The sequence below is a fragment of the Mycobacterium sp. smrl_JER01 genome (assembly GCF_048513595.2).
In the GTDB taxonomy this organism is placed as follows: domain Bacteria; phylum Actinomycetota; class Actinomycetes; order Mycobacteriales; family Mycobacteriaceae; genus Mycobacterium.
Map to the genome: position 1 here is coordinate 17,631 of NZ_JBLXXK020000004.1, position 25,971 is coordinate 43,601.

Annotated in this window: 32 protein-coding genes and 1 pseudogene; 21 read left to right on the top strand and 12 right to left on the bottom strand. The window is 65.6% G+C overall.

Features of this window, described 5'->3' with window-relative positions; translation table 11 throughout:
- Positions 1-2: 2 nt before the first annotated feature.
- Genes ACNUDN_RS30575 through ACNUDN_RS30590 form a run of 4 tightly spaced genes read left to right on the top strand, consistent with a single transcriptional unit; the run spans position 3 to position 3,693 of the window.
- Entirely contained in the window at positions 3-416 is a 414-nt protein-coding gene (locus tag ACNUDN_RS30575; RefSeq protein ID WP_201029645.1) for an ArsR/SmtB family transcription factor, read from the top strand.
- Positions 413-2,380 (top strand): heavy metal translocating P-type ATPase, encoded by a 1,968-nt coding sequence (locus tag ACNUDN_RS30580; protein ID WP_419125580.1) that lies wholly within the window; start codon positions 413-415, stop codon positions 2,378-2,380. Before ACNUDN_RS30575 ends, ACNUDN_RS30580 begins: the two co-directional genes overlap by 4 nt.
- Before the next feature lie 58 nt (positions 2,381-2,438).
- Entirely contained in the window at positions 2,439-3,038 is a 600-nt protein-coding gene (locus tag ACNUDN_RS30585) for a cadmium resistance transporter (RefSeq protein WP_062660276.1), read from the top strand.
- Positions 3,039-3,096: 58 nt separating this feature from the next.
- Complete coding sequence (locus tag ACNUDN_RS30590; protein WP_419125581.1) at positions 3,097-3,693, top strand: TlpA family protein disulfide reductase; 597 nt, start codon at positions 3,097-3,099, stop codon at positions 3,691-3,693.
- Between the two features lie 50 nt (positions 3,694-3,743).
- On the opposite strand, the gene ACNUDN_RS30595 is transcribed toward ACNUDN_RS30590, so the two are convergent.
- Together ACNUDN_RS30595 and ACNUDN_RS30600 are read right to left on the bottom strand one after the other, a co-directional pair.
- Positions 3,744-4,088 carry a DUF3703 domain-containing protein gene (locus ACNUDN_RS30595; protein ID WP_070356074.1) on the bottom strand — a complete coding sequence of 115 codons (345 nt, stop codon included), beginning with the start codon at positions 4,086-4,088 and terminating at the stop codon, positions 3,744-3,746.
- Positions 4,089-4,216: 128 nt separating this feature from the next.
- Positions 4,217-4,576, bottom strand: a pseudogene (locus ACNUDN_RS30600) (ArsR/SmtB family transcription factor); the annotation flags it as partial.
- Between the two features lie 24 nt (positions 4,577-4,600).
- Between ACNUDN_RS30600 and ACNUDN_RS30605 the strand changes: the two are divergent.
- Positions 4,601-5,287, top strand: a complete 687-nt coding sequence (locus ACNUDN_RS30605) for a DsbA family protein (protein WP_419125582.1) — start codon at positions 4,601-4,603, stop codon at positions 5,285-5,287.
- Positions 5,288-5,741: 454 nt separating this feature from the next.
- Here ACNUDN_RS30605 and ACNUDN_RS30610 read toward each other — a convergent pair whose 3' ends face one another.
- Entirely contained in the window at positions 5,742-5,933 is a 192-nt protein-coding gene (locus ACNUDN_RS30610; RefSeq protein ID WP_094295391.1) for a hypothetical protein, read from the bottom strand.
- Positions 5,934-6,083: 150 nt separating this feature from the next.
- Between ACNUDN_RS30610 and ACNUDN_RS30615 the strand changes: the two genes are divergently transcribed.
- Together ACNUDN_RS30615 and ACNUDN_RS30620 are read left to right on the top strand one after the other, a co-directional pair.
- Complete coding sequence (locus ACNUDN_RS30615) at positions 6,084-7,199, top strand: hypothetical protein (RefSeq protein ID WP_419125583.1); 1,116 nt, start codon at positions 6,084-6,086, stop codon at positions 7,197-7,199.
- Positions 7,200-7,303: 104 nt separating this feature from the next.
- Entirely contained in the window at positions 7,304-7,645 is a 342-nt protein-coding gene (locus ACNUDN_RS30620; RefSeq protein WP_419125584.1) for a hypothetical protein, read from the top strand.
- 3 nt (positions 7,646-7,648) lie between these two features.
- Here the strand turns inward: ACNUDN_RS30620 and ACNUDN_RS30625 are convergent, their stop codons facing one another.
- From ACNUDN_RS30625 to ACNUDN_RS30635, 3 genes are all read right to left on the bottom strand, one after another.
- A complete protein-coding gene (locus ACNUDN_RS30625; RefSeq protein WP_419125585.1) occupies positions 7,649-8,344 on the bottom strand; it encodes a hypothetical protein in 696 nt (231 codons plus the stop codon).
- Positions 8,345-8,805: 461 nt separating this feature from the next.
- Positions 8,806-9,447, bottom strand: coding sequence for a cadmium resistance transporter (locus ACNUDN_RS30630; RefSeq protein WP_079481877.1), 642 nt, complete (start codon positions 9,445-9,447; stop codon positions 8,806-8,808).
- Positions 9,448-9,585: 138 nt separating this feature from the next.
- Positions 9,586-9,975 carry a heavy metal-responsive transcriptional regulator gene (locus ACNUDN_RS30635; RefSeq protein WP_005148625.1) on the bottom strand — a complete coding sequence of 130 codons (390 nt, stop codon included), beginning with the start codon at positions 9,973-9,975 and terminating at the stop codon, positions 9,586-9,588.
- 56 nt (positions 9,976-10,031) lie between these two features.
- On the opposite strand from ACNUDN_RS30635, the gene merA reads away from it, so the two are divergent.
- The 6 genes from merA to ACNUDN_RS30665 are packed head-to-tail and all read left to right on the top strand — an operon-like array spanning position 10,032 to position 13,817.
- Positions 10,032-11,435: a mercury(II) reductase gene (gene merA, locus ACNUDN_RS30640; protein ID WP_005148655.1), complete on the top strand. Its 1,404-nt coding sequence runs from the start codon at positions 10,032-10,034 to the stop codon at positions 11,433-11,435.
- Positions 11,436-11,461: 26 nt separating this feature from the next.
- Positions 11,462-12,103: an organomercurial lyase MerB gene (merB, locus tag ACNUDN_RS30645; protein WP_005148656.1), complete on the top strand. Its 642-nt coding sequence runs from the start codon at positions 11,462-11,464 to the stop codon at positions 12,101-12,103.
- A gap of 32 nt (positions 12,104-12,135) precedes the next feature.
- Entirely contained in the window at positions 12,136-12,426 is a 291-nt protein-coding gene (merT, locus tag ACNUDN_RS30650; protein WP_005148657.1) for a mercuric ion transporter MerT, read from the top strand.
- 46 nt (positions 12,427-12,472) lie between these two features.
- Positions 12,473-12,973 carry a TlpA family protein disulfide reductase gene (locus ACNUDN_RS30655; RefSeq protein WP_225433764.1) on the top strand — a complete coding sequence of 167 codons (501 nt, stop codon included), beginning with the start codon at positions 12,473-12,475 and terminating at the stop codon, positions 12,971-12,973.
- Positions 12,970-13,407 (top strand): cytochrome c biogenesis CcdA family protein, encoded by a 438-nt coding sequence (locus tag ACNUDN_RS30660; RefSeq protein ID WP_419125586.1) that lies wholly within the window; start codon positions 12,970-12,972, stop codon positions 13,405-13,407. The genes ACNUDN_RS30655 and ACNUDN_RS30660 overlap by 4 nt, the downstream gene beginning before the upstream one ends.
- A complete protein-coding gene (locus tag ACNUDN_RS30665) occupies positions 13,338-13,817 on the top strand; it encodes a cytochrome C biosynthesis protein (protein WP_419125587.1) in 480 nt (159 codons plus the stop codon). The genes ACNUDN_RS30660 and ACNUDN_RS30665 overlap by 70 nt, the downstream gene beginning before the upstream one ends.
- Before the next feature lie 136 nt (positions 13,818-13,953).
- Here the strand turns inward: ACNUDN_RS30665 and ACNUDN_RS30670 are convergent, their stop codons facing one another.
- The 4 genes from ACNUDN_RS30670 to ACNUDN_RS30685 all read right to left on the bottom strand — a co-directional run bounded on the left by ACNUDN_RS30670 (position 13,954) and on the right by ACNUDN_RS30685 (position 18,642).
- Positions 13,954-14,385, bottom strand: a complete 432-nt coding sequence (locus ACNUDN_RS30670; protein ID WP_225503056.1) for a hypothetical protein — start codon at positions 14,383-14,385, stop codon at positions 13,954-13,956.
- Between the two features lie 412 nt (positions 14,386-14,797).
- Positions 14,798-15,826, bottom strand: a complete 1,029-nt coding sequence (locus ACNUDN_RS30675; protein WP_005148661.1) for a TniB family NTP-binding protein — start codon at positions 15,824-15,826, stop codon at positions 14,798-14,800.
- Positions 15,814-17,778 carry a TnsB C-terminal domain-containing protein gene (locus tag ACNUDN_RS30680; RefSeq protein WP_005148662.1) on the bottom strand — a complete coding sequence of 655 codons (1,965 nt, stop codon included), beginning with the start codon at positions 17,776-17,778 and terminating at the stop codon, positions 15,814-15,816. Before ACNUDN_RS30680 ends, ACNUDN_RS30675 begins: the two co-directional genes overlap by 13 nt.
- Before the next feature lie 123 nt (positions 17,779-17,901).
- Complete coding sequence (locus tag ACNUDN_RS30685) at positions 17,902-18,642, bottom strand: TnsA-like heteromeric transposase endonuclease subunit (RefSeq protein ID WP_011894084.1); 741 nt, start codon at positions 18,640-18,642, stop codon at positions 17,902-17,904.
- Between the two features lie 538 nt (positions 18,643-19,180).
- On the opposite strand from ACNUDN_RS30685, the gene ACNUDN_RS30690 reads away from it, so the two are divergent.
- The 3 genes from ACNUDN_RS30690 (at position 19,181) to ACNUDN_RS30700 (ending at position 22,549) form a co-directional block, all read left to right on the top strand.
- On the top strand, positions 19,181-20,476 hold the full coding sequence (locus tag ACNUDN_RS30690; RefSeq protein WP_202931606.1) for a helix-turn-helix domain-containing protein: 1,296 nt from the start codon (positions 19,181-19,183) through the stop codon (positions 20,474-20,476).
- Positions 20,477-20,840: 364 nt separating this feature from the next.
- Complete coding sequence (locus ACNUDN_RS30695) at positions 20,841-21,956, top strand: coiled-coil domain-containing protein (protein ID WP_419125588.1); 1,116 nt, start codon at positions 20,841-20,843, stop codon at positions 21,954-21,956.
- 104 nt (positions 21,957-22,060) lie between these two features.
- Positions 22,061-22,549, top strand: a complete 489-nt coding sequence (locus ACNUDN_RS30700; protein WP_094295094.1) for a MerR family transcriptional regulator — start codon at positions 22,061-22,063, stop codon at positions 22,547-22,549.
- Between the two features lie 11 nt (positions 22,550-22,560).
- On the opposite strand, the gene ACNUDN_RS30705 is transcribed toward ACNUDN_RS30700, so the two are convergent.
- The gene (locus ACNUDN_RS30705; protein WP_094295093.1) at positions 22,561-22,830 is read right to left on the bottom strand and encodes a hypothetical protein; all 270 of its coding nucleotides are present in this window, start codon (positions 22,828-22,830) and stop codon (positions 22,561-22,563) included.
- Positions 22,831-22,959: 129 nt separating this feature from the next.
- Between ACNUDN_RS30705 and ACNUDN_RS30710 the strand changes: the two genes are divergently transcribed.
- The 5 genes from ACNUDN_RS30710 (at position 22,960) to ACNUDN_RS30730 (ending at position 25,557) form a co-directional block, all read left to right on the top strand.
- On the top strand, positions 22,960-23,274 hold the full coding sequence (locus ACNUDN_RS30710) for a hypothetical protein (protein WP_419125589.1): 315 nt from the start codon (positions 22,960-22,962) through the stop codon (positions 23,272-23,274).
- On the top strand, positions 23,271-23,582 hold the full coding sequence (locus tag ACNUDN_RS30715) for a type II toxin-antitoxin system PemK/MazF family toxin (RefSeq protein ID WP_094295091.1): 312 nt from the start codon (positions 23,271-23,273) through the stop codon (positions 23,580-23,582). The genes ACNUDN_RS30710 and ACNUDN_RS30715 overlap by 4 nt, the downstream gene beginning before the upstream one ends.
- Before the next feature lie 344 nt (positions 23,583-23,926).
- Positions 23,927-24,178 carry a thermonuclease family protein gene (locus tag ACNUDN_RS30720; protein WP_419125590.1) on the top strand — a complete coding sequence of 84 codons (252 nt, stop codon included), beginning with the start codon at positions 23,927-23,929 and terminating at the stop codon, positions 24,176-24,178.
- A gap of 446 nt (positions 24,179-24,624) precedes the next feature.
- On the top strand, positions 24,625-24,945 hold the full coding sequence (locus ACNUDN_RS30725; RefSeq protein ID WP_236694300.1) for a hypothetical protein: 321 nt from the start codon (positions 24,625-24,627) through the stop codon (positions 24,943-24,945).
- Between the two features lie 417 nt (positions 24,946-25,362).
- Positions 25,363-25,557, top strand: coding sequence for a three-helix bundle dimerization domain-containing protein (locus ACNUDN_RS30730; protein ID WP_048424143.1), 195 nt, complete (start codon positions 25,363-25,365; stop codon positions 25,555-25,557).
- A 47-nt stretch (positions 25,558-25,604) separates the two neighbouring features.
- Here the strand turns inward: ACNUDN_RS30730 and ACNUDN_RS30735 are convergent, their stop codons facing one another.
- Complete coding sequence (locus ACNUDN_RS30735) at positions 25,605-25,964, bottom strand: ArsR/SmtB family transcription factor (protein WP_048424177.1); 360 nt, start codon at positions 25,962-25,964, stop codon at positions 25,605-25,607.
- Positions 25,965-25,971: the final 7 nt, after the last annotated feature.

Here is a 25,971-nt window from a genome sequence, read left to right on the forward strand (position 1 = left end):
ATATGGCGATGAATAAGGTGGAAGCGGACGGCTGCCTCACCGGCAGCGCCTCGGGGAGTTCGAATCTGGATGCCGCGGTGGCACTGTTTCACAGCCTCTCCGACTCGGCCCGGTTGGCGATCGTGCGCCGCCTGGCCGACGGGGAGGCCCGCGTGGTCGACCTGATCGGGGAGCTGGGGTTGGCGCAATCCACGGTGTCGGCTCATGTGGCGTGCCTGCGGGACTGCGGCCTGGTCAGCGGCCGCCCCGAAGGCCGGCAGGTGTTCTACTCATTGACCCGCCCTGAGCTGCTCGATCTGCTCGCCTCGGCCGAAACCCTGCTGGCCGCCACCGGCAACCAGGTGGCGCTGTGCCCCACCTACGGCACCCGCGCCCGCACCGGCGCGACGAGGGGTACGCAGGAGACCCGCCGATGAGCGATGCATGCGGCTGCGGCAACGGCGAACCCCGCGGCGCCGACGAGCAGGACCGCGAGCCCGAGCGGCTCTGGCAGATCAAAGAACTGCAGTTCGCCGCCCTCTCGGGAGTGTTGCTGCTGGCAGCGGTGATCGCCGGGTTCCTCGACGCCGCCGAGCCGGTAGTCCTGGCGCTGGAAGCGGTGGCGCTGCTGGCCGGCGCCTACACCTTCGTGCCGTCCACCCTGAAGCGGCTGGCGAAGGGCAAAATCGGGGTCGGCACGCTGATGACCATCGCCGCGGTGGGCGCGGTGATCCTCGGCGAGGTCGGTGAGGCCGCCATGCTGGCCTTCCTGTTCTCCATCAGTGAGGGACTGGAGGAGTACTCGCTGGCCCGCACTCGCCGCGGACTGCGCGCGCTATTGTCGCTGGTCCCCGACGAGGCCACCGTGCTGCGTGACGGCGCCGAAAAGACCGTCGCGCCTGCGGATTTGCAGATTGGTGACCGGACGCTGGTCAAGCCCGGTGAGCGTGTCGCCACCGACGGCATCATCCGCCACGGTCGCACCGCGCTGGATGTCTCGGCCATCACCGGCGAGTCAGTTCCCGTGGAGGTCGGGCCCGGTGATGAGGTGTTCGCCGGGTCGATCAACGGCACCGGGGCACTCGAGGTGGAGGTCAGCACCACCGCCGAGGACAACTCACTGGCCCGCATCGTGCGCATCGTGGAGGCCGAGCAGTCCCGCAAGGGCGCCTCCCAACGCCTGGCCGATCGCATCGCCAAACCCCTAGTGCCCGGGATCATGATCGTCGCGGCGCTGATCGCGGTGATCGGCAGCCTGCTCGGCGACTCGGCCACCTGGATCGAGCGGGCCCTGGTGGTGCTGGTCGCCGCCTCACCGTGCGCCCTGGCGATCTCGGTGCCGGTCACCGTGGTGGCCGCCATCGGCGCCGCCAGCAAGCTCGGTGCGCTGGTCAAGGGCGGCGCGGCACTGGAAGGGCTGGGCAAGATCCGCGGCGTCGCCCTGGACAAGACCGGCACACTCACCGCGAACCGGCCCGCCGTGATCGACGTGGCCGCCACCAACGGCGCCACCCGCGCCCAGGTGCTGGATGTGGCGGCCGCCTTGGAAGCGCGCAGCGAGCACCCGCTGGCCGCGGCGATCCTCGCCGCCGTCGATGACGTCACCCCTGCCACCGACGTCGAGGCCGTCACCGGCGCCGGGCTCACCGGCCACCGCGACGGGCACACCATCCGCCTGGGCCGCCCCGGCTGGCTGGACCCCGGCCCGCTCGCCGGTGACGTCGCCCGCATGCAGCGGACCGGGGCCACCGCGGTCCTCGTCGAAGACGACGGCGAAGTGATCGGCGCCATCGCCGTGCGCGACGAGCTGCGGCCTGAGGCCGCCGAGGTGGTCGCCCGGTTGCGCCGCGACGGCTATCACGTGGCGATGCTCACCGGCGACAACACGGCCACCGCCGCGGCGCTGGCCCGCGATGTCGGGATCGAGGACGTGCACGCCGAGCTGCGCCCCGAAGACAAAGCGCGGCTGATCGAACAGCTCCGGGCTCAGCGCCCCACCGCGATGGTCGGTGATGGCGTCAACGACGCTCCCGCGCTGGCCACCGCCGACGTGGGGATCGCGATGGGCGCGATGGGCACCGACGTGGCCATCGAAACCGCCGACGTGGCGTTGATGGGTGAAGACCTGCGCCACCTTCCCCAAGCGTTCAGCCATGCCCGGCGGGCGCGGCGGATCATGCTGCAAAACGTCGGCCTGTCTCTGGGCCTGATCATCGCGTTGGTGCCGCTGGCCTTGTTCGGGGTGCTCGGGCTGGCCGCCGTGGTGCTGGTCCACGAACTTGCCGAGATCGTGGTCATCGCCAACGGTGTGCGGGCCGGACGCAGCACACCGCTGGCCGGCGCGCCGGCCGATCCGGCAGCCAGCCCCACTCGCGCGGCGCCGGTCGGCGCGCCGTCGTGACCACCGGCGTGGTGACTTATGGGCGGGTAAACGACACCGCAGACACGGGGGCAGGCGCATGATCGTGTCGTCGGTTCTGCCCGCCATCGGCCTGTTCATCGTCACCAACATCGACGACATCATCGTGCTCTCGCTGTTCTTCGCCCGCGGCGCGGGACAACGCGGCACCACGGCCCGGATCACCGCAGGCCAATACCTCGGATTTGCGGGGATTCTGGGCGCGGCGGTGCTAGTGACACTGGGTGCTGGAGCGTTCCTCCCCCCGGAGGTCATCCCGTACTTCGGGCTCATACCCCTGGCCCTGGGACTGTGGGCGGCCTGGGAAGCCTGGCGTGGCAACGATGACGATGACGACGACGACAAGGTGGCCGGCAAGAACGTCGGTGTCTTAACCGTCGCAGCAGTCACCTTCGCCAACGGCGGAGACAACATCGGGGTCTACGTTCCGGTCTTCTTAAGCGTGGGACCTGCGGCCGTGGTGGCCTACTGCATCGTCTTCCTCGCCCTCGTCGCGGTCCTCGTCCTCGCCGCCCGATTCGTCGCCACCCGCCGCCCGATCGCCGAAGTCCTCGAACGCTGGGAACACGTCCTGTTCCCGATCGTCTTGATCGGACTGGGCATCTTCATCCTGGTCAGCGGCCTCGCCTTTGAAAACTAGGCAGCCAGGAACACCGGCGGTGCAATCGGCGACAACGTGGTCATCGAAAGGAATTTTCGTGCCGAGCCTCAGGCGATGTATCGCCGTCGTGGCAGCCGTTGTCGTCGCCGCAGCCTCGGTCACCGGCTGCACCACCGGCGAGGATGCCGTGGCCCAAGGCGGCACCTTCGACTTCGTCTCACCCGGCGGCCAAACCGCGATTTTCTACGACCCACCCTCGACACGGGGCACGATCGGCGATCTCACCGGACCCGATCTGTTCACCGACGAACCGATCCAGCTGTCCGATTTCACCGGCAAGGTCGTCGTGATCAACGTGTGGGGCTCCTGGTGTGCGCCCTGCCGCACCGAAACACCGGAACTGGAAACGGTGTACACCGAGTACCGCGATCGGGGCGTGCAATTCCTTGGCATCGACGTCCGCGACAACCGGGACACTGCACGCGATTTCGTCACCGACCGCAACGTGCAATATCCCTCCATCTTCGACCCAGCAATGCGCAGCCTGATCACCCTGGGACGTAACTATCCGACCAGCGTGGTGCCCACCACGATGGTCCTGGACCGCCAGCACAGGGTCGCGGCGGTGTACCTCATGGCACTCCTGGCCGAAGATTTACGGCCGCTACTCGACCGGCTCACCACCGAGCCCTGACACCTCCACGGGGGATACCAGCCTGGCGTCTCCGGTCGCCGTGGCGGCGCTCATCTACTGGTGACGGCTGCGGCGAGATCGTCGGGAATGGGCATCGGCGTCATCAGCCCTGCCGTGACGCGGCCGGTGTTGCCGACGGGATACCGACCGCTCATCGACCCGGGGGCGGCGACAATGAGGCGCAGCACCTGCCCGAGTGCTTCGCGGCGATCGCGCTGACGCACGGCCAACACCAGCATGGCGGCGTGGTTGCAGGTGTGCAGCCACGGATCTGGCTGCGACACGATGTGAGCCCGCTCCAGATGTCGCCACCGCACCAGCGCATCGTCGGCCTTCCTGGCCGCCTCCATCTCGCGTCGATACACCAGCCGGGCCTGCGCACTGATCCTTGGCATCACACTGGCTCCTGTCCTGCGGTCGGAGATCGGTCACCGACAGCAGGAATGCCGCCGAGACCAGTTGCATTGCGTTGCTGGCCAAGGCTTTTCACGTTCCGCCTGGAAGTCGACAACGGACTTCCTTCAGCAACCGCGGCCACGCCGGTCAGCACCGAAGCCGTCAACTGGCGACCCCGCTCGGTCAGCCGATACATGACCAACTTCCCCTGGCGCCGCGAGGACACCAGGGACGCATTCTTGAGCTGGCGCAGATGGTGTGACACCAGACCTTGAGACAACCCGACCACCCAGGCCATGTCACAGACACACAGTTCCTCGCCAGTGGCCAACGCGGCCGCAATGGACAGCCGAGTGCCATCCCCCAACCCACGCGCAGCTGCGGCGGCGGCCTGCACAGTGGCGCCGTCGGGCACCGCGGCGCGGATCTCCTCCGCGTGGAGCAGGTCCAAACACAGAAGATCGCAGGTATCGAGCGGCTCGGCCATATTCATATACTAAAATACGTTGATATGAAGATGAAAGGCCTCAGCTCGATCCTGGCCAACACCCGCGTGCTCCTCACGCTTTTCGTCATCGCGGTCGCCACCGTGGGGACCGTGGTGTTTCTCTCCGTCCGCGACGCGGGCTCAACTCCCGACATTGCACTTGACGGGTCACCAGCCGGTCAGACGGTCAGAGAAAACAGTCACCGGCTCAACTCGGTGCCCGACAGCGATATCTACTTCGTTGAGTTCCTCGACTTCGAATGCGAAGGCTGCCGGGCGCTCTATCCCGCCATCGAGCAGCTCCGCGCCGAGTACGGCGACCGGGTGAATTTCGTGCTGCGTTACTTCCCGCTGCGCTCGCACTTCAACGCCGAACGCGCCGCACGCGCGGTGGAAGCTGCCGCTCAGCAAGGCCAACTCGAAGCCATGTACCGCAAAATGTATGAGACACAAGCCCAGTGGGGCGAGCAACAGACTCCCGCTGACGACGTGTTCCGCGGCTTCGCACAACAGCTGGACTTGGACATGGGAGCCTTCGACGCCACCTATAACGACCCCGCCACCCTGGAACGCATCCAACTCGACGTCGATGACGGCACCGCCCTCGGCGTGCAGGGAACCCCCACGTTCTTCATCAACGACGAGCGGATCCAACCGCGCAGCTACGAAGATCTGACCACGGCCCTCGACCAGGCTTTGGAGCGCGGATAAGGGCAGCGACGTTCGTGTCTCACTCGCGGAGAGGAGTCTTCGTACCGCCGTTGTAGGCATGAACATGGACGCCAATTGCGAGCGTCCACGACACTGTGGTGCACGTGGTACCGCTTCGCGAAGCCCACGTCTTCAATGGCTGTCTCATAGAAGGGGTTGCAATGCTGTGCACCGAGCATGTCTCACCCCTAGAGAAGACACATCGGCTGCGTTGCGGGAGAACACTTTTACTGCGAATGGCTCGATGATGCAGCGGCCGCGGAACCCGTCCCACTTGTATTCCACAGCCCAGCCGTCGCCCGATGGCGGAGGCCCCAGGGTGGCCAGCATCGGGTCGGGCAATCGAAGCGGCCGATCAGAGGACATGTGTGCAGATAGCGTACCGGCGCCCAGTCGTGCCAGTCGGCCGCCGAGCGATCCGTTTCACCTCCACCTACGGTGCGTCTGTTGGGCACTAGAACCACCCGAGCTTGGTGATGACGCCCGCGGCGGCCATGGCGGCCGAAGCGCCACCTGCTGCCCACCGCCATTTAGCCGGACGGTACGGCGGCTGGGTCGCCAGCAGCAGCCGGTACCGCAGTGTCACCATCCAGCCCGCGCGAGCCACCCGCTCGAACTCGCTCGGCTCGTTGTCATGCTTCGCCATGCACGCATGCTGCGCCGAATCGACACCGAATTTCTCCCCAGGAGAGGGTAGCTGCTGGCGGGTGTCAGGGTAGCCGGTGGCGGCTCGTACATTAACCTCTTACATGTCCATGTACTATCCGCCAGCACACACCCCGCCAGGACATACCCTATGAGTTCTCGACGCCTCCAGCTCGGCATCGGCATGGACGCCGTGCGAGCCGCCACCAAGAAGATGGCGAAGCTGGACCAGGAGACCACGGTGGCCATCGCAGAGGCCCGCAGCGTGCGGATACGGCGCCGGGAACAGCTTGGCCAACGGACGGATGCCATCAGGCGTGCCACCGACAAGTACGCAACGCTGGACGACGGCGATCAGCCCGACATCCGGATCCGCCGGCGCTTCGTACGGCTCGGCACGGCCCGGGCGCGCCGGGAGACCGATCCCCGGCTCAAGACGGTCAGGGGAGATGTCGACACCAGGCCGCCATTGACTCAGCTGATCCACCGGCCCAGTAACGCCCTGCAGGTGTATCTGAGCCTGCTCTACATCGCTCACCTGGAATTCGAGCCCGGCGCACGATGGAAGAACGGGCGTCCCAACAACGGGGTCGGCGGCTGGAGCGAGCTGTCCGGCTTGCTGGCCCCGGACACATCGAATCGTGAACTCAACCTGCGCATGACCCGGGCCCTGACCAAACTCGCCGAGCATGACCTCGTACGCGTGGGTGCCCGCAAGAGCGAGCGCAGGTTCGACCGGTTCACCCTCTACCAGGAGAACCGGTCGCGGTCCCGCTACTTCGTCCCGTCAGCTGCGGACTCGCTGACCCTGCCGGCGGGCTTCTTCATGGCGGGCTGGCACCTGGTTCTCACCAACGAGGAGATGGCGACACTGCTAGCCGTCGCGGCGCAGACCGAACGGCCGCGCAGCCGCAAGGACGCCGACGAGGCAGGGGTCGCTCTGCCTCAGCTGGTGCGCTGGCAGTGGTACGGGCTCTCGCCTGAGGCGTTCTCGGCGCGCCACGAACTGCAGGAGTTCGGGCTGATCGACATGTTCGATCCGATGGACCGAACCAACGGCAAGCTTTCGGACAATCAACGCCAGAAGGACCTGCTGCGAGCCCCTCGGATCACTCTCAAGCTCAACGAGGCCGATTTCTCCCGCCCGGCCATCGATGTCGTGAAGGCCTCGCTCGGAAAGCCCGTGCCGCCCCGGTGGCTCGATCGCGCCATAGCTCTGCAACTGATCGACAACGGCGGCCGGTGGCGGGATCCGCCCCCACAGTGATGACCGGGCGGGTGCGCCGGGCGTGGTCGAGCTGGCGGCGATTTACGAACGGATTCGGCTCTGCCGATGGACTGGCAGGCAGCGCACCGTTTACGTTCGAAGCCGTGACATCGGGAGGAGCTGAGTTGCTCAGCGGGGATCAGGTGGCCGCTGCGTCGGGGCTGGCAGGCTCGCTAGTCTCAGCACTCATACCGCTCGCGCCAACGGTCGATGCGAGCAGGCCGTATCACTCGGCCGCCAAGGTCTACGACGAAACCGGGCTGTGGCGCGCCAAGGTCGCAAAACTACTGTTGGACAGCGGAATCCGCCACCACTATGTGCAGGTCGCAGTACGGGAGCCGCTAACGGTGGCACAGCTCCAGGCGACGATCGAGGAATTTCGCCCTACGGTGGGCGCACCGGCATCGCGGGGGATGCTCGCGCGGATTCTGCACCGTAGGGCGTGACGCCTACTGCTCGAATCGTTGAGCAGCAGAGCCTGCCTCACCACCCTGGTCCAGGCCCCAGTGCCGGGTGACCGCCTCAGGTATTGCGAGGCCGGCGACAGCTGCGTCGATCAGCGTGTGCGCCGGGAGTTTTGCCGGGGTGTGGCGGTCCCAGCGCCCGATCGGACCGGTGGCAGAGCCCGATGTAAGAACGTCAAGATAGGTGTGGGCCAGCGACACCCGGGCATCGTGCAGCCAGCTGCCCGGGCGACGCTGATCTTCGAGGAAGGTCATGGCGATCTCGTAGTCCGCGGGCGGTCGCCGGTCGCTCGGCGGGTGCTGAGCCTGGGCGAGCTGCTCGACGAGCCTACGGACGTTCGACCCATTGGGTCCGAACTCAAACCCGGGTGGCATGCGCCGCACCACCTGGAGCCCGCGTGCACGGATCTGGCGTGCCTCGTGGTGCAGCATCGGCTCGTACCCCCGTACGCGTATCGGGGTTACCTGCCAGACCTCCCACGGCAGGTAGAGGTGGGCGTAGCCGAAGTTCACCATGTAGGCAGGCTCCTCAAACAGACGGAAGCCGTTCCACGAGCGTGAGATCAGGCGCCGGCCGGTCCGCAGCTTCGAGAACTCCTGGATATTGATCGCGTCCCGGCCGCGGTGAGCGGCGACGTACCACGGGCTGGCAGAGATCTCAGCCTGGGTCCGAGCGTCCATCGTTGCAACCATGTCACCTATTGTGCGCGTCTAGGGTGACACCGCATATGTCCGTTCTCATTGAATCTGGGGCACATTTACTAGTCTGACCTGCATTGCCCCAGATTGGATGAGAATTTCGATCGCGACGTTTCTCATTGAATCTGGGGCTACCCTGCTTCCGCGCCCGGCTGCGAGCGCAGCAGGGTAGCCGGAATGGTCTCCTGTCGATTCCGTTGGCTCGGGTACGTCTTCGGTATAACTACTGTGATCGTGTCTCTCGTGACACACGATCATGATTCTGTGGTGCGCTCGCTCGTGTTGGTAGTTCGGGTGCCGGCTGCGGCCTTTGAGCACCTTGGCCACCGCCCGTTTTAGATTGTCATAGCGGATACGGGCCGGGACATCACCAAAGTGGTTGAACGCCAACACATGCCGATGCAGGAGCGCCTCCTGGCCCTGAGTGGTGAAGTTGCTCCGAGCTAGAGGGCGAACGCTCCGCCTTTGATGAGGATGAGGGCCCCGATTGTGATCAGTGCAACGGGCAGAACGATGTGGCCCCAGCGTGAGAGTGCTTTGGCGATGATCGGGTGGGAGGCGAAATATCGGCCGGCCGCGCACCAGATGGCCACACCGATGAGGAACACGATGATGTAAACACCGATGGTGGCGATCGTTGAGACGGCGAAGATCGGAACGTACACGCCGATGTTGTCGCCGCCGTTGGCGAAGGTGATGACTGCGACCTGCCAGGTGCCAGGCGTCAACAGTGTTGCGGGATCATCGGTCGGCGCCGGTTGGGTGCGGCGATCCCGCCAGGCCAGCCATGCCGCCCGCAGCCCCAACACGATGGGCAGCAGCCCGAAGTACGGCAGTGCGGCTGGAGGAAGCAGCGTGGCACCCAGGAGTGCGCCGCCGACCGAAACTGCCAAGATGGCGGTGAAGCCGAGGTACTGACCGGCGGTCACTCGGATGGCTGCGCCACGATGACCGGGCGCCTGGCCGAACATCACCGCGAGGACCACGATGTCGTCGATATTGGTGATGGCGAAGGTGGCGATCGCCTGAACGAGTGTGGCTGGGCTCAGCACGGCCAATGCGACCAGCTTCGAGTGAAATCCCACCGCATCGGGTGAGCCTACTGCTCAGCAGGCCCCGCGCTCCCGCGCACCAACGACCTCCAGTGGGGCGGAAATTCATGACGACTGCCGGGGTCAACGGACTTGACGAAATACATGCCTCCGGTGCCACGGAGGTGGCTCCTAGAGGTATCGACATACGTCATCGGCGCTGCATGATTCCGGGTCGACGCTTTCGGCGCCCTGCCGCAGCCGGGCGATGGTCTCGCGCAGTGCCACCAGTGCGCTGATCTGCTCGTCGAGGTCGGTCAGTCGGATGTCGAGCAGGTCGCGCACGTGCGTGCACGGCGCGTGGCCGCTGTCACGGATGTCGAGGATCTGCCGAATCTGGGCGAGGCTGAACCCGGCGGCCTGTCCCCGTCGGATGAAGCCGACCCGGGCGATCGTGTCGGCGGCATAGTCGCGATACCCCGCCGGGGAACGTTCGGCGGGCGGGAGCAGGCCTTCGTCTTCGTAGTAGCGCAGCGTCGCGGTGGTGGCCCCGGTCGCCTCGGCGAGCTTCCCGATTCTCACGATGTCTCCTCAGAACACTTGACCTTCAAGCCTACTTGAAGGTCAAGGATGGGTGCATGAGTCAGGGATTGGACCTCGCGGTCATCGGTTCCGGCGGCGCGGCGATGGCCGCGGCGATCCGCGCTACCGCGCTCGGCAAGTCCGTCGTCATGATCGAGCGCGGCATCTTCGGTGGCACGTGTGTCAACACCGGCTGCGTGCCGTCAAAGGCCCTGATCGCAGCGGCCGAGGCCCGGCATACCGCAGCCGACACTGCCCGGTTCCCGGGGATCGCCACCACGGCCGGCCCGGTGGACATGGCGGCCCTGATCGCCGGCACGCACGATCTGGTGGAGTCGCTGCGCTCAGAGAAGTACCTCAACGTGGCCGAATCGTATGGCTGGCAGCGCATTCAGGGCCAAGCGCGGTTCGCCGGAACCCCGGACGCGCCCGTCATCGAGGTCGGCGATGCCACCATCGAGGCCGAGCACTACCTGATCGCCACCGGCGCGAACCCAGTCATCCCGCCCGCATTCGAGGGCGTCGCCTACCTGACCTCGACCACCGCGATGGAAGTCACCGAGGTCCCGGAGTCGCTGCTGGTGATCGGCGGCGGCTACGTCGCGTTGGAGCAGGCGCAACTGTTCGCCCGGCTCGGGTCAACGGTGACGGTGCTGGTCCGCTCCACGCTGGCATCGAAGGAAGAGCCGGAAGTCGGCATGGCGCTGCTGGAGGTGTTCGCCGACGACGGCATCCGGGTGGTGCGCCGCGCCACGGTGAGCGAGGTCGAGCAGGCCGACGATCAGGTCACGGTCACCGCGACCATCACCGGCGGAACGCAGCAGTTCCGTGCCGCGAAAGTCCTCGTCGCCACCGGCCGCCGTCCGAACACCGACGGCCTGAATCTCGAAGCGGTGCAGGTCAAAACCGGCGAGAACAACGAGGTCGTGGTGAGCGACGGGCTGCAGTCGTCGAACCCACGGATCTGGGCGGCCGGCGACGTGACCGGGCACCGCGAGTTCGTCTACGTCGCCGCCCATCACGGCGCGATGGTCGCCGACAACATCTTCACCGACGCCGGCCGCAGGGTCGACTACCGCCATCTGCCCCGCGTGACGTTCACCAGCCCCGCGGTCGGTGCGGCCGGGACGACCGAGGCCGAGCTCCTCGCCGCCGGGACACGGTGCGACTGCCGGGTGCTGCCGCTAAAACATGTGCCGCGTGCGGTGGTCAACCGAGACACCCGCGGTTTCATCAAACTCGTCGCCGACGCCGGCACCGGCCGCATCCACGGCATCACCGCCGTCGCCAAGGATGCTGGCGAGATCGCCGCCGCCGCGGTCTACATCCTCGACGCCGCGATGACCGTCGACCAGGTCGCCGGGTCCTGGGCCCCGTATCTGACCATGGCCGAAGGCATCAAAATCGCCGCCCAGTCCTTCAGCGCCGATATGTCCCGACTGTCCTGCTGCGCATCCTGACGCATGGCTCACTCGAAAGGTTCCTGATGCCCAATTTCCTTGACCGCCTGACCATTCCGGAAGAGTCCGGGCTCGACCCGACGATGCTGGTGCCGTTGCTGCGGCTGCTCGCCGCCGGCGAGCCGGTCACCGTGGAGGCGCTCGCCGCGGCCGTCGGCCTCCCGGTTGACGAGGTGACCCGGCGTCTGGCCGCGGTACCCGACACCGAATACGACGAGCAGGGCCGCATCGTCGGCCAGGGCCTGACCCTGCGCCCGACCCGCCACCGATTCACCGTGGCCGGCCAAGAGCTCTACACCTGGTGCGCCCTGGACACCCTCATCTTTCCCACCATCCTGGACCGGCCCGCCAGCATCGAATCCGAATCACCCGTCAGCGGGCACCCGATCAGGGTCTCGGTCGGCGAAAACGGTGTCACCAGCGTGCAGCCCGAGACCGCGGTGGTCTCGCTGGTCAACCCCGACGACCTCACCTCGATCCGGTCCTCATTCTGCAACCAGGTGCACTACTTCACCTGCGCGCAGGACGCCGCGCCGTGGCTCGCCGAGCACCCCGAAGGTCAGATCGTCAGCGTCGCTGAGGCCCACCAACTCGGCGCAGCCCTGACCACACAAATCCTTACCCAGCTCCATACCCCGCCAACTGCCCACCCCGGCTGCTGCAGCTGACCAGCCGCACCCAACCTGATGAGGAGAAATCAATGAATCAACGTCCACGAAGAAATCCCGTGCTGCTGGGTGCGGCAGCGGTGCTGGTGACGGCCCTGTGTTGCGCCGCGCCAGTCCTGATCGCCGGCGGCGCGCTCGCCGCCGTGTGTGGACTGCTCGAGAATCCATGGGTCATCGGGGCAGCCGTCGCGCTGCTGCTGGCGGCTGTGGTCGCCTTCGCCCGCCGCGGTCAACGCGGCGATCACTGCTGTCCCGCCGACAGCCATTCACCCGCGACGCACACGCTCGACGACCTGACGAAAGGAAGCATCGACAATGTCTGAAACGCGTTCGTTTACACCCCACAGGTGGGCGGGCGTTACGGCTGTGATGCTGGCAGCGGGCGCGCTGACCGCGTGCGGCCAATCGGCCACAACCAGCAATCCGACCTCACCGCCACACGCCAACGCCACAACCCAGGCGACGGCGGCGACACTGACCACGGTGGACGGCAAAACCGTCGAACTGCCCGCTGCCGCCCCGACCGCGATCCTGTTCTTCTCCTACGGGTGCGGCGAATGCGTCGGCGGCGGTAAATCCCTGGCCGCTGCTCGGGCGGCCGTGGAGAAAGCCGGAGGCAGCGCCAAGTTCCTAGCCGTCGACATCGTCCCCACCGAGAAACCCGCCGATGTTCGCCACTTCCTGGACCAGATCGGCGGCACCAGCCTGCCCGCGGTCGTCGATACTAACGGGGCCCTGACCAGCCGCTACCAGGTGACCGCGCCGACCACCGCCCTCGTCATCGACCCGTCCGGGCAGATCAGCTACCGCGGCCACGCCCCGTCCCAGGATCAGATCCTGGCCGCCCTCGGCAGCAGCGCCGCACGGTGAACCTGCTCGCGCTCGCGTTTACCGCTGGCATGCTCGCCCCGGTCAACCCCTGCGGGTTCGCGCTGCTACCGGCGTGGATCACCGGCACCATCGCCACCGGCGGCACCGATGCGGTGCTCGTGCGGCTGGCCCGGGCACTGCGCACCGGGGCCGTCCTGACCATCGGGTTCACCGGCACCCTCACCCTCGCCGGTATCGCGATCAGTGCCGGTGCCCGGACCCTGGTGACGGCTGCTCCCTGGCTCGGGATCACGATCGGGCTCACCCTGGCCATCTTGGGCGGCTTCATGCTCACCGGCCGCACCATCGGTCTGCGTATGCCTGCCCGGACGCGTCATCGGCCGGACCCCCAACAGCCGGTGGTGTGCTCGCGGCCGGAATCGGCTACGCCCTGGCGTCACTGTCCTGCACCTTCGGGGTACTGCTCGCGGTGATCGCCCAGGCCCAGGCCACCAGCGGATGGGGCGGTCTGCTGGCAGTGTTCACCGCATACACAGCCGGTGCCGCCACCATCTTGATGCTGGTCAGCGTCGGCACCGCCATCGCCGGCACGGCCCTGACCCGGCATCTGGGTATCCTCGCCCGCCACGGGACCCGCGTCACCGCCGTTGTCCTCATCGCCACCGGCGCCTACCTCGCGTGGTACTGGCTGCCCGCGGCCACCGGGCACACCGCCAGCGGCGGCAACCTGCTCACCGGCTGGTCGGCCACCGCGACCGGATGGCTGCAGGACCACGCCCTCCCGGCCAGCGTCATTGCCGCCTTCGCTGTGGTGGTCAGCGCGGTGGCCGCGTGCTGGACCACCCACCGCCGGCCAATCACCGGCAAGCAGCGCCGCCGGTGATGATTCACCGGCCGATACACCCAGCCAGATACCACTGTCCCTAACGATTAGAAAGCCGATAGATACAACCGTCGGACACAGTCAGATGCACACCACAAGTGCCTTACTGATAAGGCACATTCAAGACTGCCGACCCCTAAGCGCGACACGCCAGTTCTGCGCCGTCTGAGCGTGTCGTCAATACGGCAGTGGCGAATAGGCGTCGGTACTGCGCCCATTGCTCGACGGGGGTGGCGTCGGCATGGTGGGCGCCGGTGCGTTCGTTGATGCGGTCGAGCAGTAGCGTCGGCCAGGCGGGTTCCGTTGGCGTCCTGGGCTGTTCAACCCGAGGGCGAGCTGTGAGCAATGTTGCGGCTACGGCGATCACATCGGGGTAGGCCACCACGTGCGCTTCTAGGCCATTCTGCAGAATCCCCGCCGCCACGTGACGCTCTGCGTGAGCCCAGAAGACCAGGATGTGGCGGGCGTCGCCCAAGGCGTCATGAAGGTCGACCTCTGAATACTGACGGGCCAAGCGCCGATGCGTGCGCCCGGCACTGAGCACCGTGGGCCGGTCACGAAGATCCACCTGGTCGTCAAGAACGCGCGTTGGTGAACCGATCCAGCGTCGGTGAGGGTGGCATACGGAGACATGTGCAGGCAGGTAGCAGTAGACGGGTTCGTGTATTCCCTTGCGTGCCATAAATCTTTGACACAAAGGGCGGCGGAGATATTGCTTGAGCGCGGTGGGGTCGCCAGCAAGCCCGCAGAGACGGGACCGGATTACCTGCTCAGGTTGGCCGCTGACGACGGCCAACCAGTCCGGTCGCGGCCGGGCTGCGCATGATTCGGCGACATGGCCGCGCAGTGTGGAGACGCCGATATGGTTGGCGCGGGCCAGCCTGTCGATGTAGGACGATACGGCTTCCCAACGGAACGGTGCGATCGTTCGCGGGAGCCGCTGGCGTGGTCCGCGCGGCCACGGCCTGACAGTTGCCACGTCAGCTGGCCGTGCGGGCCGCGGCCGTGTGGGCGGCGTAGTCGATCAAAATATCGTCCATGGCCTCGCGGGTGATGTGCTCGGTGCCGTCGAGCATCGCTTGGATTGCTGAAGCCCGGATCAAGTGGGCCAGGCTGCCGATCATCCCGCCGGTGCGGCGGTGCAGGTAACGGGCCTGGGCGACAAGGCTTCCCGGTTCGTGTCGATGCAGACGCAAGGTACCTTCCATGGCGGCGACGAGTTGTCGCCACTCCTTGGCGTCGGGGAATGCGCTGGTGTGGATCACCCCGCAACGGCCGGCCAACTGCCGTCCCCGCGTGCCGGTGAACAGCCCCGAGCGTTCCACTTCGATCCCGGCGTAAACGAATGTCGCAGGCAGATGCTCGGTGAAGTATTTGAGGTGGTCGGACAGTTCTTCGCCGGCGCGGGTGTCGAGGTTGAGGTTGTGGATTTCATCGACCACCACGATGTCGGTACGGGCATCGATGAGCACCTGGCACACGGCATCGGAAATATCGGTCACGTTCATCCGCTGATTGAGCGTGGGAAGCCCCAGAAACCGTGCGAACTCCATCGCCAACTTGCGGGGCGACCCTTTCGGCGGGGCCGTCACATACACCACCGGAATCCGGCTCTCATCGCCGGGAAACCGTGCACGGGTGCGCAATTCGTGAAACCGACCCAGTTGCTTGATCGCCGTAGTTTTCCCCGTCGCTGCCCCGCCGGAGATGATCAGCCCGCGCCGGGCCCCGATCTCGCGCTGGTTGAGCAATGTCAACAGCCGGCCCTGATGGGTGATCGCTTCGATCGCCGACGTGGTGACCACCACCAGCTCCGAATGATGCGCAACCCGGGCCTCGTTGTAGGCCGTCCGCTCGTCCTCACCGAGGCTGGCCCACTCGTCGTCGGCGAGCAACGTGAACTCCGGCGGATCGGCATCAACAAAACGCCGCCAGCCCTCCAGCGTCGTGGTCGGCTGGCGGCGATCCTCTAACTGACCCACCGCCGCAATCTCGGTCACAGTCGCCACGTTTGGGCCTCCTTGCGTGCATCAAACACCGGCAGGGGTATGACCTCCGCCATCTCGCCGTCATCGTCGAAAGTCTCGTTGTCGGCGGCCCGTTCCGACGGTGACGGGCCATGATGTTCGGATGATTCCGTCGGGTCCGGCCAGTCCCGGCCGGCGCTCGCGGCGCTGGTCCGTCCAGTCACTCGGCGCTCGGCTTTCGTCTGCTGCTGCGGCCCAGCGGCGGCGCGGTCCAGCAAGTCCTCCGCGATGGCCGCAATCTCCGCTTCCTGGGTCTTCTGGGCCCCTCTGCGGTCGGCTACGGAGCGGGCGTGGCGCCACAGTGTCTCGCCGAACGGCACCGGCGAGGACCGAAGGTGCGTCCACGTCGCGGCCAGCCATCCGTCTTCGTGGTGATTGCGCACCCAAATCCTCGACACGTCATACGGGTCGTAGTGCACTTCCCACTGTCCGTTACGGGCATCGACCCCGGAATGCTGGCGCCGGTATGGGTTGAGCGCCTTGGCGTCATAGGTGCGATGGTTGATCCGGACCCCGTAACTGTTGATTGTGCGCCACTGCACGGGAAGCAATTCGATATAGTCGTCGGCGTCCAGTGGGACCGGTACATAGCCAGCCACCTCAACGAGGGCAGTGTATTTCTCGTTGGGAGACAACGCTTTCCCCGGCGTCACCGGATCCCGCAGGCCATCGTGGGGGCGGTTCTGCCACACCGCGATGATCCACTCGTCCAGCAGCGCCTGCAGCTCAATCATCGACCACACCGCGTCGTCCTCGGCGTTTTTCCCACGCCGCTCCACCGATGAACCGACGTAACCGGCCACGTACTGTGCGAACAGGGTGCCCACCGACTGCAATGTCCGCTCGATCTTCGGCTTATCGGTCGGGCAGTCGGGATGAGCCGGCTGCAGATTGATCCCCAATGTGCAGCACGCTTGCCGAAATGTTTGGGACAGATACGCTTTCCCGTGATCGCAGACGATCGTCTCGGGAGCGATCACCGGCCTGGCCGCAGCATCGGCCAGGCGCTGATCGACACTGGTCAGGCTGTGGTGCGGAAGTACCGACCGGGACATCCGCAGCGCATCGGCCCATCCCGGGCGCATCGGTTCGGGCGTCAATGCCCGCGCCAAGAGCAGTGACGCGTCCACTGCTTTGGTCGTCGGTCGCAGCACCGCGGCCGGGATGGACCGCGTAGCGTTGTCGACCATCGCAGTCAGCTCGACTCGGTCTACCATGCCGTCATCGAGCACTACCCGTACATCCAGAAGGGTTGAATCGATTTCCACCATCTCGCCGGGGCGCACCACGGTGATCGACCCGAATGGGCCATCGGGCTGCTTGGACAGCGATCGCCGCGTCCGTGCTGACCCGAACGTGTGCCGTCCTTCCGCGAGGCGCTTGACCAGCCGGTAGAAGGTGGGCTGCGACGGCATCGCGGGCGCGTCGTCGGCACCATAGGTGGCCACCAGCGTCTTGGCGACCCGCCGTTGCAGACGCTGCACCGTTCCCGTTGACAGGTCGGTCTCGCCCTCGATCGCATCCCGCACCGCGGCGACGACACGGTCGTCCACACGGCCGAATACCGCGCGCCGCCGATTATGGCGCCCGTCAACCACTCCCAGGAGCCCGTCCCGTTCGTAGGCAAATCGGCGACGCTGCAACGCATTCCGACTCACGTCGTGGCCGGCGGCACGCAGCTCGTCCAACTTGGCCAGCTCACGCTGCCGCAGAGATCGTTTCGCCGTGTCGAACTCTGGGCGGGGACGAATGCCCGCGGCCGTCCCAGGCGGGCGGCCGCTGAGGATCTCCACGATGTGGCGCTCCCACCACCGTGCTTGCTCGACGGCTGCCTCGGGAATGCCAGCCAGCATTTCCTCAGAACACAGTGGCGGTCGCGACCCCGACACCAATTCCAATGCCGGATCAACCATCAGCTGCGAGAGCGGCACCACAATCTGCTCGCCGACAGCGTCAACCAGTCGAGCTGATCCGCCCGACAGGGTAACGACGGTGAAAACACCTGCTGATAAACGGATTTCGTCTCCCTCTCGGACGACACCCGTTCGCACGTCAGGTCACCACCCGGTCCCGAGGCCAATCGCCGTGTCGTCGCCAAGTGCCGCTCCTTGCAGATCGGCAACTAAACGGCCGTGCCAGAGCAGATGAAACAGTACGGGCAGCACCACCAAAGGAGTCCCGACCGCGTGCACACCAGCCATCAACGGACGGACCCGAGCGAAGACCTCCGCCAGTTGATCAGCCAAACCGATCTTCAATACTCGCGGATGCCGATAACCCGACAACCAACGTAGATTCGCCCGCAGCACTGGATCGAGGGAACCGACACGCAGGTAATCCCAACCGACCATCGCGCACGTGGCGGCAGACCGATCGAACACGTCCCGATCAGCGTCAGAGATCCGGTCGTCCTCACGAACGTCGACTACGACGACAGATCCATCGCGGCGCCGCACGAAGTAGTCAGGAGCATGCCGCGTGCCGTCACGCCAATGAATCCAAAATGGTTGCGACAGAACACCAACAACATCCGGATCGGCATCCAACGCCATCAACTGGTCACGTTCTACCCAGGACTCGTGACCTACATGTGCGCCGGTTGTGGCGAACCACCACAGCCCGGGAAAGTTACGCTGACCTCGAAACGAGGGGAAATTCCGCACTGGTGAACAGTCCAACTCAAACCGGGTTGCAGCACATCGGTCCAGCGATTGCCGCGTGCATCCCTCGCGGGTGTTGAACTCCAAGTCCACTGCACTCGCTACACCTGGCCCAGCCGAAACAGCCGACGTCAGCACACATAAACGCTAAGCCTCGTGCCCCAGATTCAATGAGAAAGACACGCACTTACCCCAGATTCAATGAGAATGCCCCAGAATCAATGAGAACGGACAGCATAGGCCTTGCCCGGGAGCTGGCCGGTTCGGGCGCGGTGCTCTATATGCGGAACTCCCTCAGGCCGGTAAGCAATTCGTCACTGTGACAATATGATTCAGATCAAGGTCACCGGTAGACGTCGGCGCGATGGTCAATCCGGTGAAGCCGAACGGTGCGGCTCTCGCCGTCGATGTGATAGAGGAAGCGATAATGGCCTTGGCATAGCACTGTCGAATAAGCCTGGACCGCAGGACGGAGAGCTGGACAGTCCTCAGGGTTCTCCATTACTCCGACAAGTGGGATCGGACACACGGAAAATTGAACTCTGGCAGGTCAATAAGACGAATTCCTTTGTTACACAACCGATTTGCCGATAACCTAGGTTATGTAAAGTAGCGGTTTCCAAATATGGTAACTGACACTTGCCATGGGTTGCGTACGAGGAGCAGACTGACATTCGTGACTTCCCCGGCATCCAGCCATCTTGGCCGCCTCATCGATGAGTACCTGCGCCGCCACAGCGCTAGCATCGGCGGCCTGGCGGACAGGATAGGCATCAGCCGTCAGGCGCTGCGGCAATGGCGGGTTGGCGAAATACGGTCTCTTCCAACGCAACAGAACTTGAAGTCAGCAGCGGTCCAGATTGGCTGCTCGTATGAGCAGATACTCGATGCAGCCCTACACGATGCCGGCTATCTGGACGCCGATCGTGCCACCGCCGCCGATTCAACTCCCAGGACCGCTGGCGCAGCGTTCATTCATAACGTGATCGTCGCCGAAGGCTTCTCAGGGCGGGCGGACAACCGGGTGCACGAGTGGGCGCGCGGACCGGGAATCTGGACTGTGGCGCACCGCGGCTACAGCGGTTACCGCCGTCTGGATCTTTGGGCCTACCCCGACGAAGCTACCGCCCTCAAAGCCGCCGCCCGGCTCGGTATCGAGTGTGGTCTCGACGAAGATCAGGCAGCCGTTGACGCCTATGCACGCCATGACTATCGGGCAGTGCTGGACCGCCATCGGGAGACTGCCCCTGAGTGGCAGATTCTGACCGTCGAGCTGACCTACTTGGTTGGAGACAGCGACGAACTGGTGGCGACGTCCGCTGGCGTCGATCCCTACACCTCGCTCGACTGCCGAATCCCCGAGGACACGGACGCTGCCAGCGGTGAAGACCCGTGGGGAACACGCGCTGCTGACGACGAGGAATTGGCCCTGATGGAGAACGACGAGGAGTACAGCGAGATCGTCGAGCTAATCTCCTCTCGGCAAGCGACCCTCATCGCTAACGCGGCCGACGAGATTGCCGCCGCCATCCGATCTGACGCCGACGCCCTTGGCTCAGCTCCCGTCACCCCGGTCAATAGCAGCCAGCTCGATGTGCTTGCGACGCTGCCTTCGGTCACCTTCGGGCAGTCGCGGCTGTGGCGCTACCAACTGGCCGCTGCCGCCGACCGCTTGGCAGCCGACACCCGCCTCTGGGGGGCGCCCATCCCCCGGTGTACGGGCGAAGAAATGGTTCTTCACCTCGTCCTGCGACGGGCCCAGGCCGCCGCCCGCCCACGCCAGGTGCGACGCGGATCATGGGATCAGTTGTCCGAGGTCCTCTTTCAGGATCACGACGTACTGACGCTCTACGATCTGCCGCCGGAGGCCACCGAGTCACTAGCGGGCGGCGTCAATTTGCACCCTTTGCGTTGGTTCTCCGAATTCACCCTGCCGTTCCCTATGCCTGAACGACCTATCAGCCCGGTTTGATGTTGGACACTCACCTGAACTCCGAGAACTTCCCGTAGATACACCTTTGAGTCGGCTAGCTGCGAGAGGCCCAGGCCCATGGAAGGTCGCTGGGTGTCCGCCGGTGTCAGGTAGTTCCGGACATCAATGGCCCCCAGTCCGGCGCTATCAGGTAGTCGCGGATTCAGTCCCCACCTAGGTGCTGGGGATCGGGCATTGGGTTGAACGGGGGGAAGGTCATGCGTCCGGGCCGACGGGTGGTTGCCCTCACGGCTGTCAGCCCCTGCGAACGCCCCCACGCGTCCAACTTTTGTTTCGTCACCGAGGTTTTGTTTCGTTTCGTTTTGTTATGTCATTGAGGCGACGAAACGTCTATATTGGTCGCATGGACGAGAGCGATACCGCGGAGACCCTCGACCGGGACCACTGCAGCTATCCCGGATGCACGCGGCCGCGGCGCCCGGACCCGGCTACTGGACGGCCGTCGCGCTACTGCGAGCAGTCCGATGAGGGCGGTGGGCCGGTGCATAATCGCGCGTCGGCTTTTAAGGCCCGCCGAGCGAATCATCAGAGCGTGGTAACGCTGCAGGAAGAGCCCGGCACGGCGGCGCCCGTATCGATGGCGCGCGCGACCCTTGATCAACGGCTGGCCGAATTGCCTGGCCGTCTTGATGACATGCGAACCTACCTCGGCGAACTGGCATCGGTGGTCCAGGCCGCCAGCGACCTCGAAGCTGCCGGCGCGGAGGTGGAAGACGCGCATCGTGACGCATTGAGCAAGATCACCGAAGCCGAGCGTCGTACTGCTGCGGCCGAGCGCACTGCCCGCCTCGCAGAGGCTCGGGCCGAGCAAGCTGAGCGTGACCGGGAAGAGGCGGACGTACTTGCTGAGGAATCCGCTGCCGAGCTAGCGCGGGTGCGGGAGGAAACCCAAGTCCAGCTCGCAGCGATGCGGTCCGAAACAGACGCTGCAGTGGCCAGTGCCGAACAGCGGGTAGCCCACGCAGCCGCGGAGAACGCCGATCGTCTAGCGCAGCGTGACGCGGCCGTGGAGGACGCGAGGCAGGAGGCGTCAGCGGCCCGGATGGAGGCCGCAGCAGCGCTCTCCGCGCAGCGCGCGTCCGATGCGGAAGCGGCACGCGAGCGGGATACCGCAGCCCAGCTCCGCCGCGAGGTCGACGCCGCACGCGGGGAGATGGACGACACACGCCAGCGGATGCAAGTCGAGATCGACGCTGCTCATGAAGCTACGCAGCAGGCGGTCGCCGAAGCGGCAACACTTCGCGTGGAGCTAGCCACGAGTCGCGCCGAGGCCGATAGTGCCCGCCGGTCCGCTGAACATGACCGCACCGCCCTGGAACGGGCTTCGAGAGGAGACCGTCGCCGAGCGCGATGTTCTTCGCCAGGCGCACGCCGAACAGCTCGCACAGGCCCAGCGCAATGCCGACGATCGGGTGCAGGCGCTCACCGAAGCTCTCGCAGTAGCATCGGCGGCTACTGAGGCGTTACGTGGCCAACTCGCAGCTCCGACTGCGCGCACACCTGCGAAACGCTCTACACCACGCAAGAATTCAGCACGCAAGACCGCGGGAACGGACCAGGCGGGTGAGTGAGCCGCACCTGGCGAAGCTGTCGGAAGCCGCCGAGCTGTGCGGGATTCCGACCGACGTCCTCAAGATGCTGGCCGCAGACGGGCTGCTCCCCCAGGTTGTGCGCGGCAAAGCCGGCCACGTCTACTTCCCTCGCGACACCATCCCGACATGGACGGAATGCGTCAACCTGCTCAAAGAGCAGCGCGACCGCCATCTCCGCCGTGCCGCGTCCGCACTCCGTCGCCTGGAGACCGAGCTGGAGGCGGTCCGAAACGACATCACCGAGGCCCGCGAATACCCGCAGCAGACACTCGGCATTGACATGATGAGTTTCGGCCACTGGCCCTACGACCGAATGGGATCCTCGCTCCGAGGCCAACCACTCATCACCGGCGTCCTGGAGCAATTCACCTCCGAGCGACTGTCGATCACCCGCTACCACGACGCCTACCTCGACGCGCTGGCCTCCGAGGGCCGACACCCTCACGACGAATCGCTTTGACGGGGCCGGGCTCATGCTGGCGGCGAAGCCCCAGCCGCCCCCTCCGGTAGCAGAGAACCATCGGGTCCGCGTACATACCCAGCTGGCGGTGAAAGCGGCAGCGGCACAACTACTCCCCCGGTACTTGCCGCGTACTGGGCAGCCTCGTCGGCCTCTTCATCGGTAAAGACCCGCACCGCGGCGGGCCGTCCCTCGACGCGCACCAGCACAGCGACGCGCACATCGCCGGCGCGCTTGCGCGGCCCCTGCCGAACGGACAAACCGCCAACGTCATCACTCATCAGGCCATTGTCGCCGCGGTGGCCGACAGCGCCGCGCAACCCCGCTCGCCAACCAACGACCCGCTCCCGCCTATACGTCACATCTGAGCCGAGAATTGCGCTTATCTATGCGCTTGATAGTGGTGTAATATGTACACTGTGAGTAAGCGTGTGAGCCTCATCCTCGGCGACTCCGACGAGGCCGTGATAGCCCCGTACCTGAATCAGGGATCGCCGGCGTACGAGGTGTTGCGACACTGGGCCAGCCAGCACGATGTCGACGACATCAAGTCGGAAGCCGCGGCGTTGCGGGCGCTGCTCCAGGCGGGCGCCGAGGCCCTCCAGGAACATGTCCTCGACGCCGGCTACGCCGAGCTGGCGACCGAGTTCAACAGCGAACCGTCTAACGCTGAGCGCCGGACCGCGCGGGACCGCTATGCGCGCCGGGGCCAGGGGCGTCAGTGAGCCGCGCGCTACGCAGCCAGGCGTACCGGGTGGACCTCGGGCATGGCGCGAAGCCATGGGTCATCCTGAGCAACAACTCGCGGAACAGAAACCTCGATACCGTTCTCGCGGCACGGATTACGACTACGAGCAAGCACTCGCACGTCCCCACGGTCGTGCCGTTGACCGCGGCTGATCCGCTGGTGGGCTTCGTCTTGGTCGATGACATCGTGCAGCTGTACCACGATGAGCTGACCGAATCGTTGGGCACCTTGTCGCCATCGACCATGGCGGAGATCAGCAAGGCACTTCGAATCGCACTTCCCTAATGGACGATGGGCAACGAATCATGCGGCGAGGCAACAACTACAGCGGAGCCCGGTGGGCATTTCGTGCACCCACATCAGGCGATAACCCGCGCGCCGTGACGCCCAAGGGCACCGCCCGGCCGCTATGTCCGTCGTGTGGGCGCGGGTATGTCATTCGGCGCGGCGCGCAGAGATGTTTCACGCTGCCCGGCGCCCCTCGCTGCGAGCGCGATACAGCAACAAAAGCCCCTGCGCCGCAGCGCGGCCGGGCCGCGGTAGCACACCTCGGCATAGCGTGCGGGCTGATCGCGGCCGCGACCTCCTGCACGCCCTCATCCCCAACGGCGGACGCCACACCCGCCGCGGTGAGCGCAACAGTGCTCCGAGCTGTAGACGGAGACACACTCGATGTTCGCGACGACACCCGCGGCCGCCTCCGCGTGCGACTTCTAGGCATCGATTCCCCGGAACTGCACAAGCCCGGCTGGTCGGTCGGATGCTGGGGCCCCGAGGCGGCGCGGTTCGCGGCGGACACCCTCACTGGGCAACGCATCGCGCTCGTCACCGACCCCGGGCAGGACTCCCACGACCGCTACGGCCGGACTTATCTGCACTAGTCAACTCGGACATCCGGCGAGGTCCCGTCACGTGGCTCGGACCTCGCCCGAGGGGATTTCCACTAACGCAGTCACGGCAATCACAGGTCTCATCGACCTACCGACATCGAGGATCTGAGACAAGCCGTGTGCGACAAGAAATGAGACACCCGACCTGGAGCGATGTGACCACAATGCCAGCCGCGCGGGAGCGTCTCATTTCTTTGAATTTGAGACAGGCAGGGTTCTCACAAGCGGTGCCGAGATCAGCTAGCCAGTGAACGGCAGGAAAACGATGGCGTGCCCAGCGCGTTGTCCCTGGTCGGCCGCCGCTATCGGTGGGTCGACCAGCGCGCGCCAGGTCTGGCCACGCTCTACCGTAGAAGACAGATCAGACGCCAAAGAAAGGGGTCCAGTTGTCCGGGTCGCGCAAAACTCCAGTGCGTAAAGCGCCCGACGATGCCGCTTTGGCCTGGGAGCTGGCTGCCACCGCGCGCCCGCATCTCAGCAGAGTCGAGGCCGACCGCATTTACATCACCCTGGGTATCGGCGAAACGTTCACCGCAATCGACGCCCTGATCACCGCCATCGCGCGCAACCACATCGCCCTCAGCGACGACCTGGTGGCCGCCACCGCCAGCTGGCTGGACTGCTACCTCGGGCAGGGTGACGAACCACGTCTGCGTCACCTTCTCGGCGCGATCATTGCCGCTGCGTCCCAACAAAAGATGCCCGCCGCCCACAAGCGAACCGATCCTAGGCTGGGCGACGCCACCCACACAGCGTGATCTCGACGGGTTCCATGCCCTCAGGAGACGGTTAGATCAACCCGACGTCAATGTCAGGAGGCGTTTGCCTCGCTCACCTGCACCGCGCTACGGCCGTGTCTCGGGAAACCGTTCGTAGATGCGGTTGACGTACCCGTGGATTTCGGAGAGTTCACCACGCAGCACACGCTCTCGCGGCCCTGCGGATGACCCCGCGGGGCGTTGCCGTTCGAACTTCTCGATCATCCTCGTTGTGTGAATCATGTTCTCTTGCAACGATGCCAACAGTCGGCGTGCCTGCGCCAAGTCGGACTCGTCATTGCTCATTTCATAAATCATCGCATTTGCCTGACCTCACGGATTCAATGGCCGGGTGTGAGGTGAACGGGCGCCATCTCTGCGGTTGACGGCACCTGGCCACGGGGGCAAGCTGGCGAAGTGCCGGAGATCGATGAGCGGGTCATGGTTGAAGAAGTCGAGCGTCGACTAGCAGACCGCCACACAGACGTCCCAGTAGAGCGCATCAACGCGATCGTCCAGGGCGCCTACGCCCAGTTCGAACACAGCCGGATTCGGGACTTCGTTCCATTGTTCGTCGAGCGCAGAGCGCACGCGCAACTCTCCCAGGGCTGACCAAGGCCGGAGAGCCCATGGCCGCCCGTCCATCGACTCCGAATTAGTCACGCCGGATGGGTCGACACCGCGGCGGCGATGCGGTCCAAAGCTTCGGCGTTCACGCGGTAGTAGGCCCATTTGCCGCGTTGATCTCGGCTGACGAGGCCGCTGTCGACGAGCAGTTTCATGTGGTGCGACACCGTGGGTTGGCTCAGGCCGAGTGGTTCGGTGAGGTCGCAGATGCAGGCTTCGCCGCCCTCAGAGGCCGCGATCAGGGACACCAGCTTGACCCGGGCGGGGTCAGCGAGGGCTTTGAACACCGAGGCGAGGCGTTCGGCGGCCGGGGTGTCGAGCACGCCGCCGGTGAGCGGTGAACAGCAGGCAGCCACGTCGCTGGAGGTCAACGGTGCGATCGCGGTAGCCATGTCATCC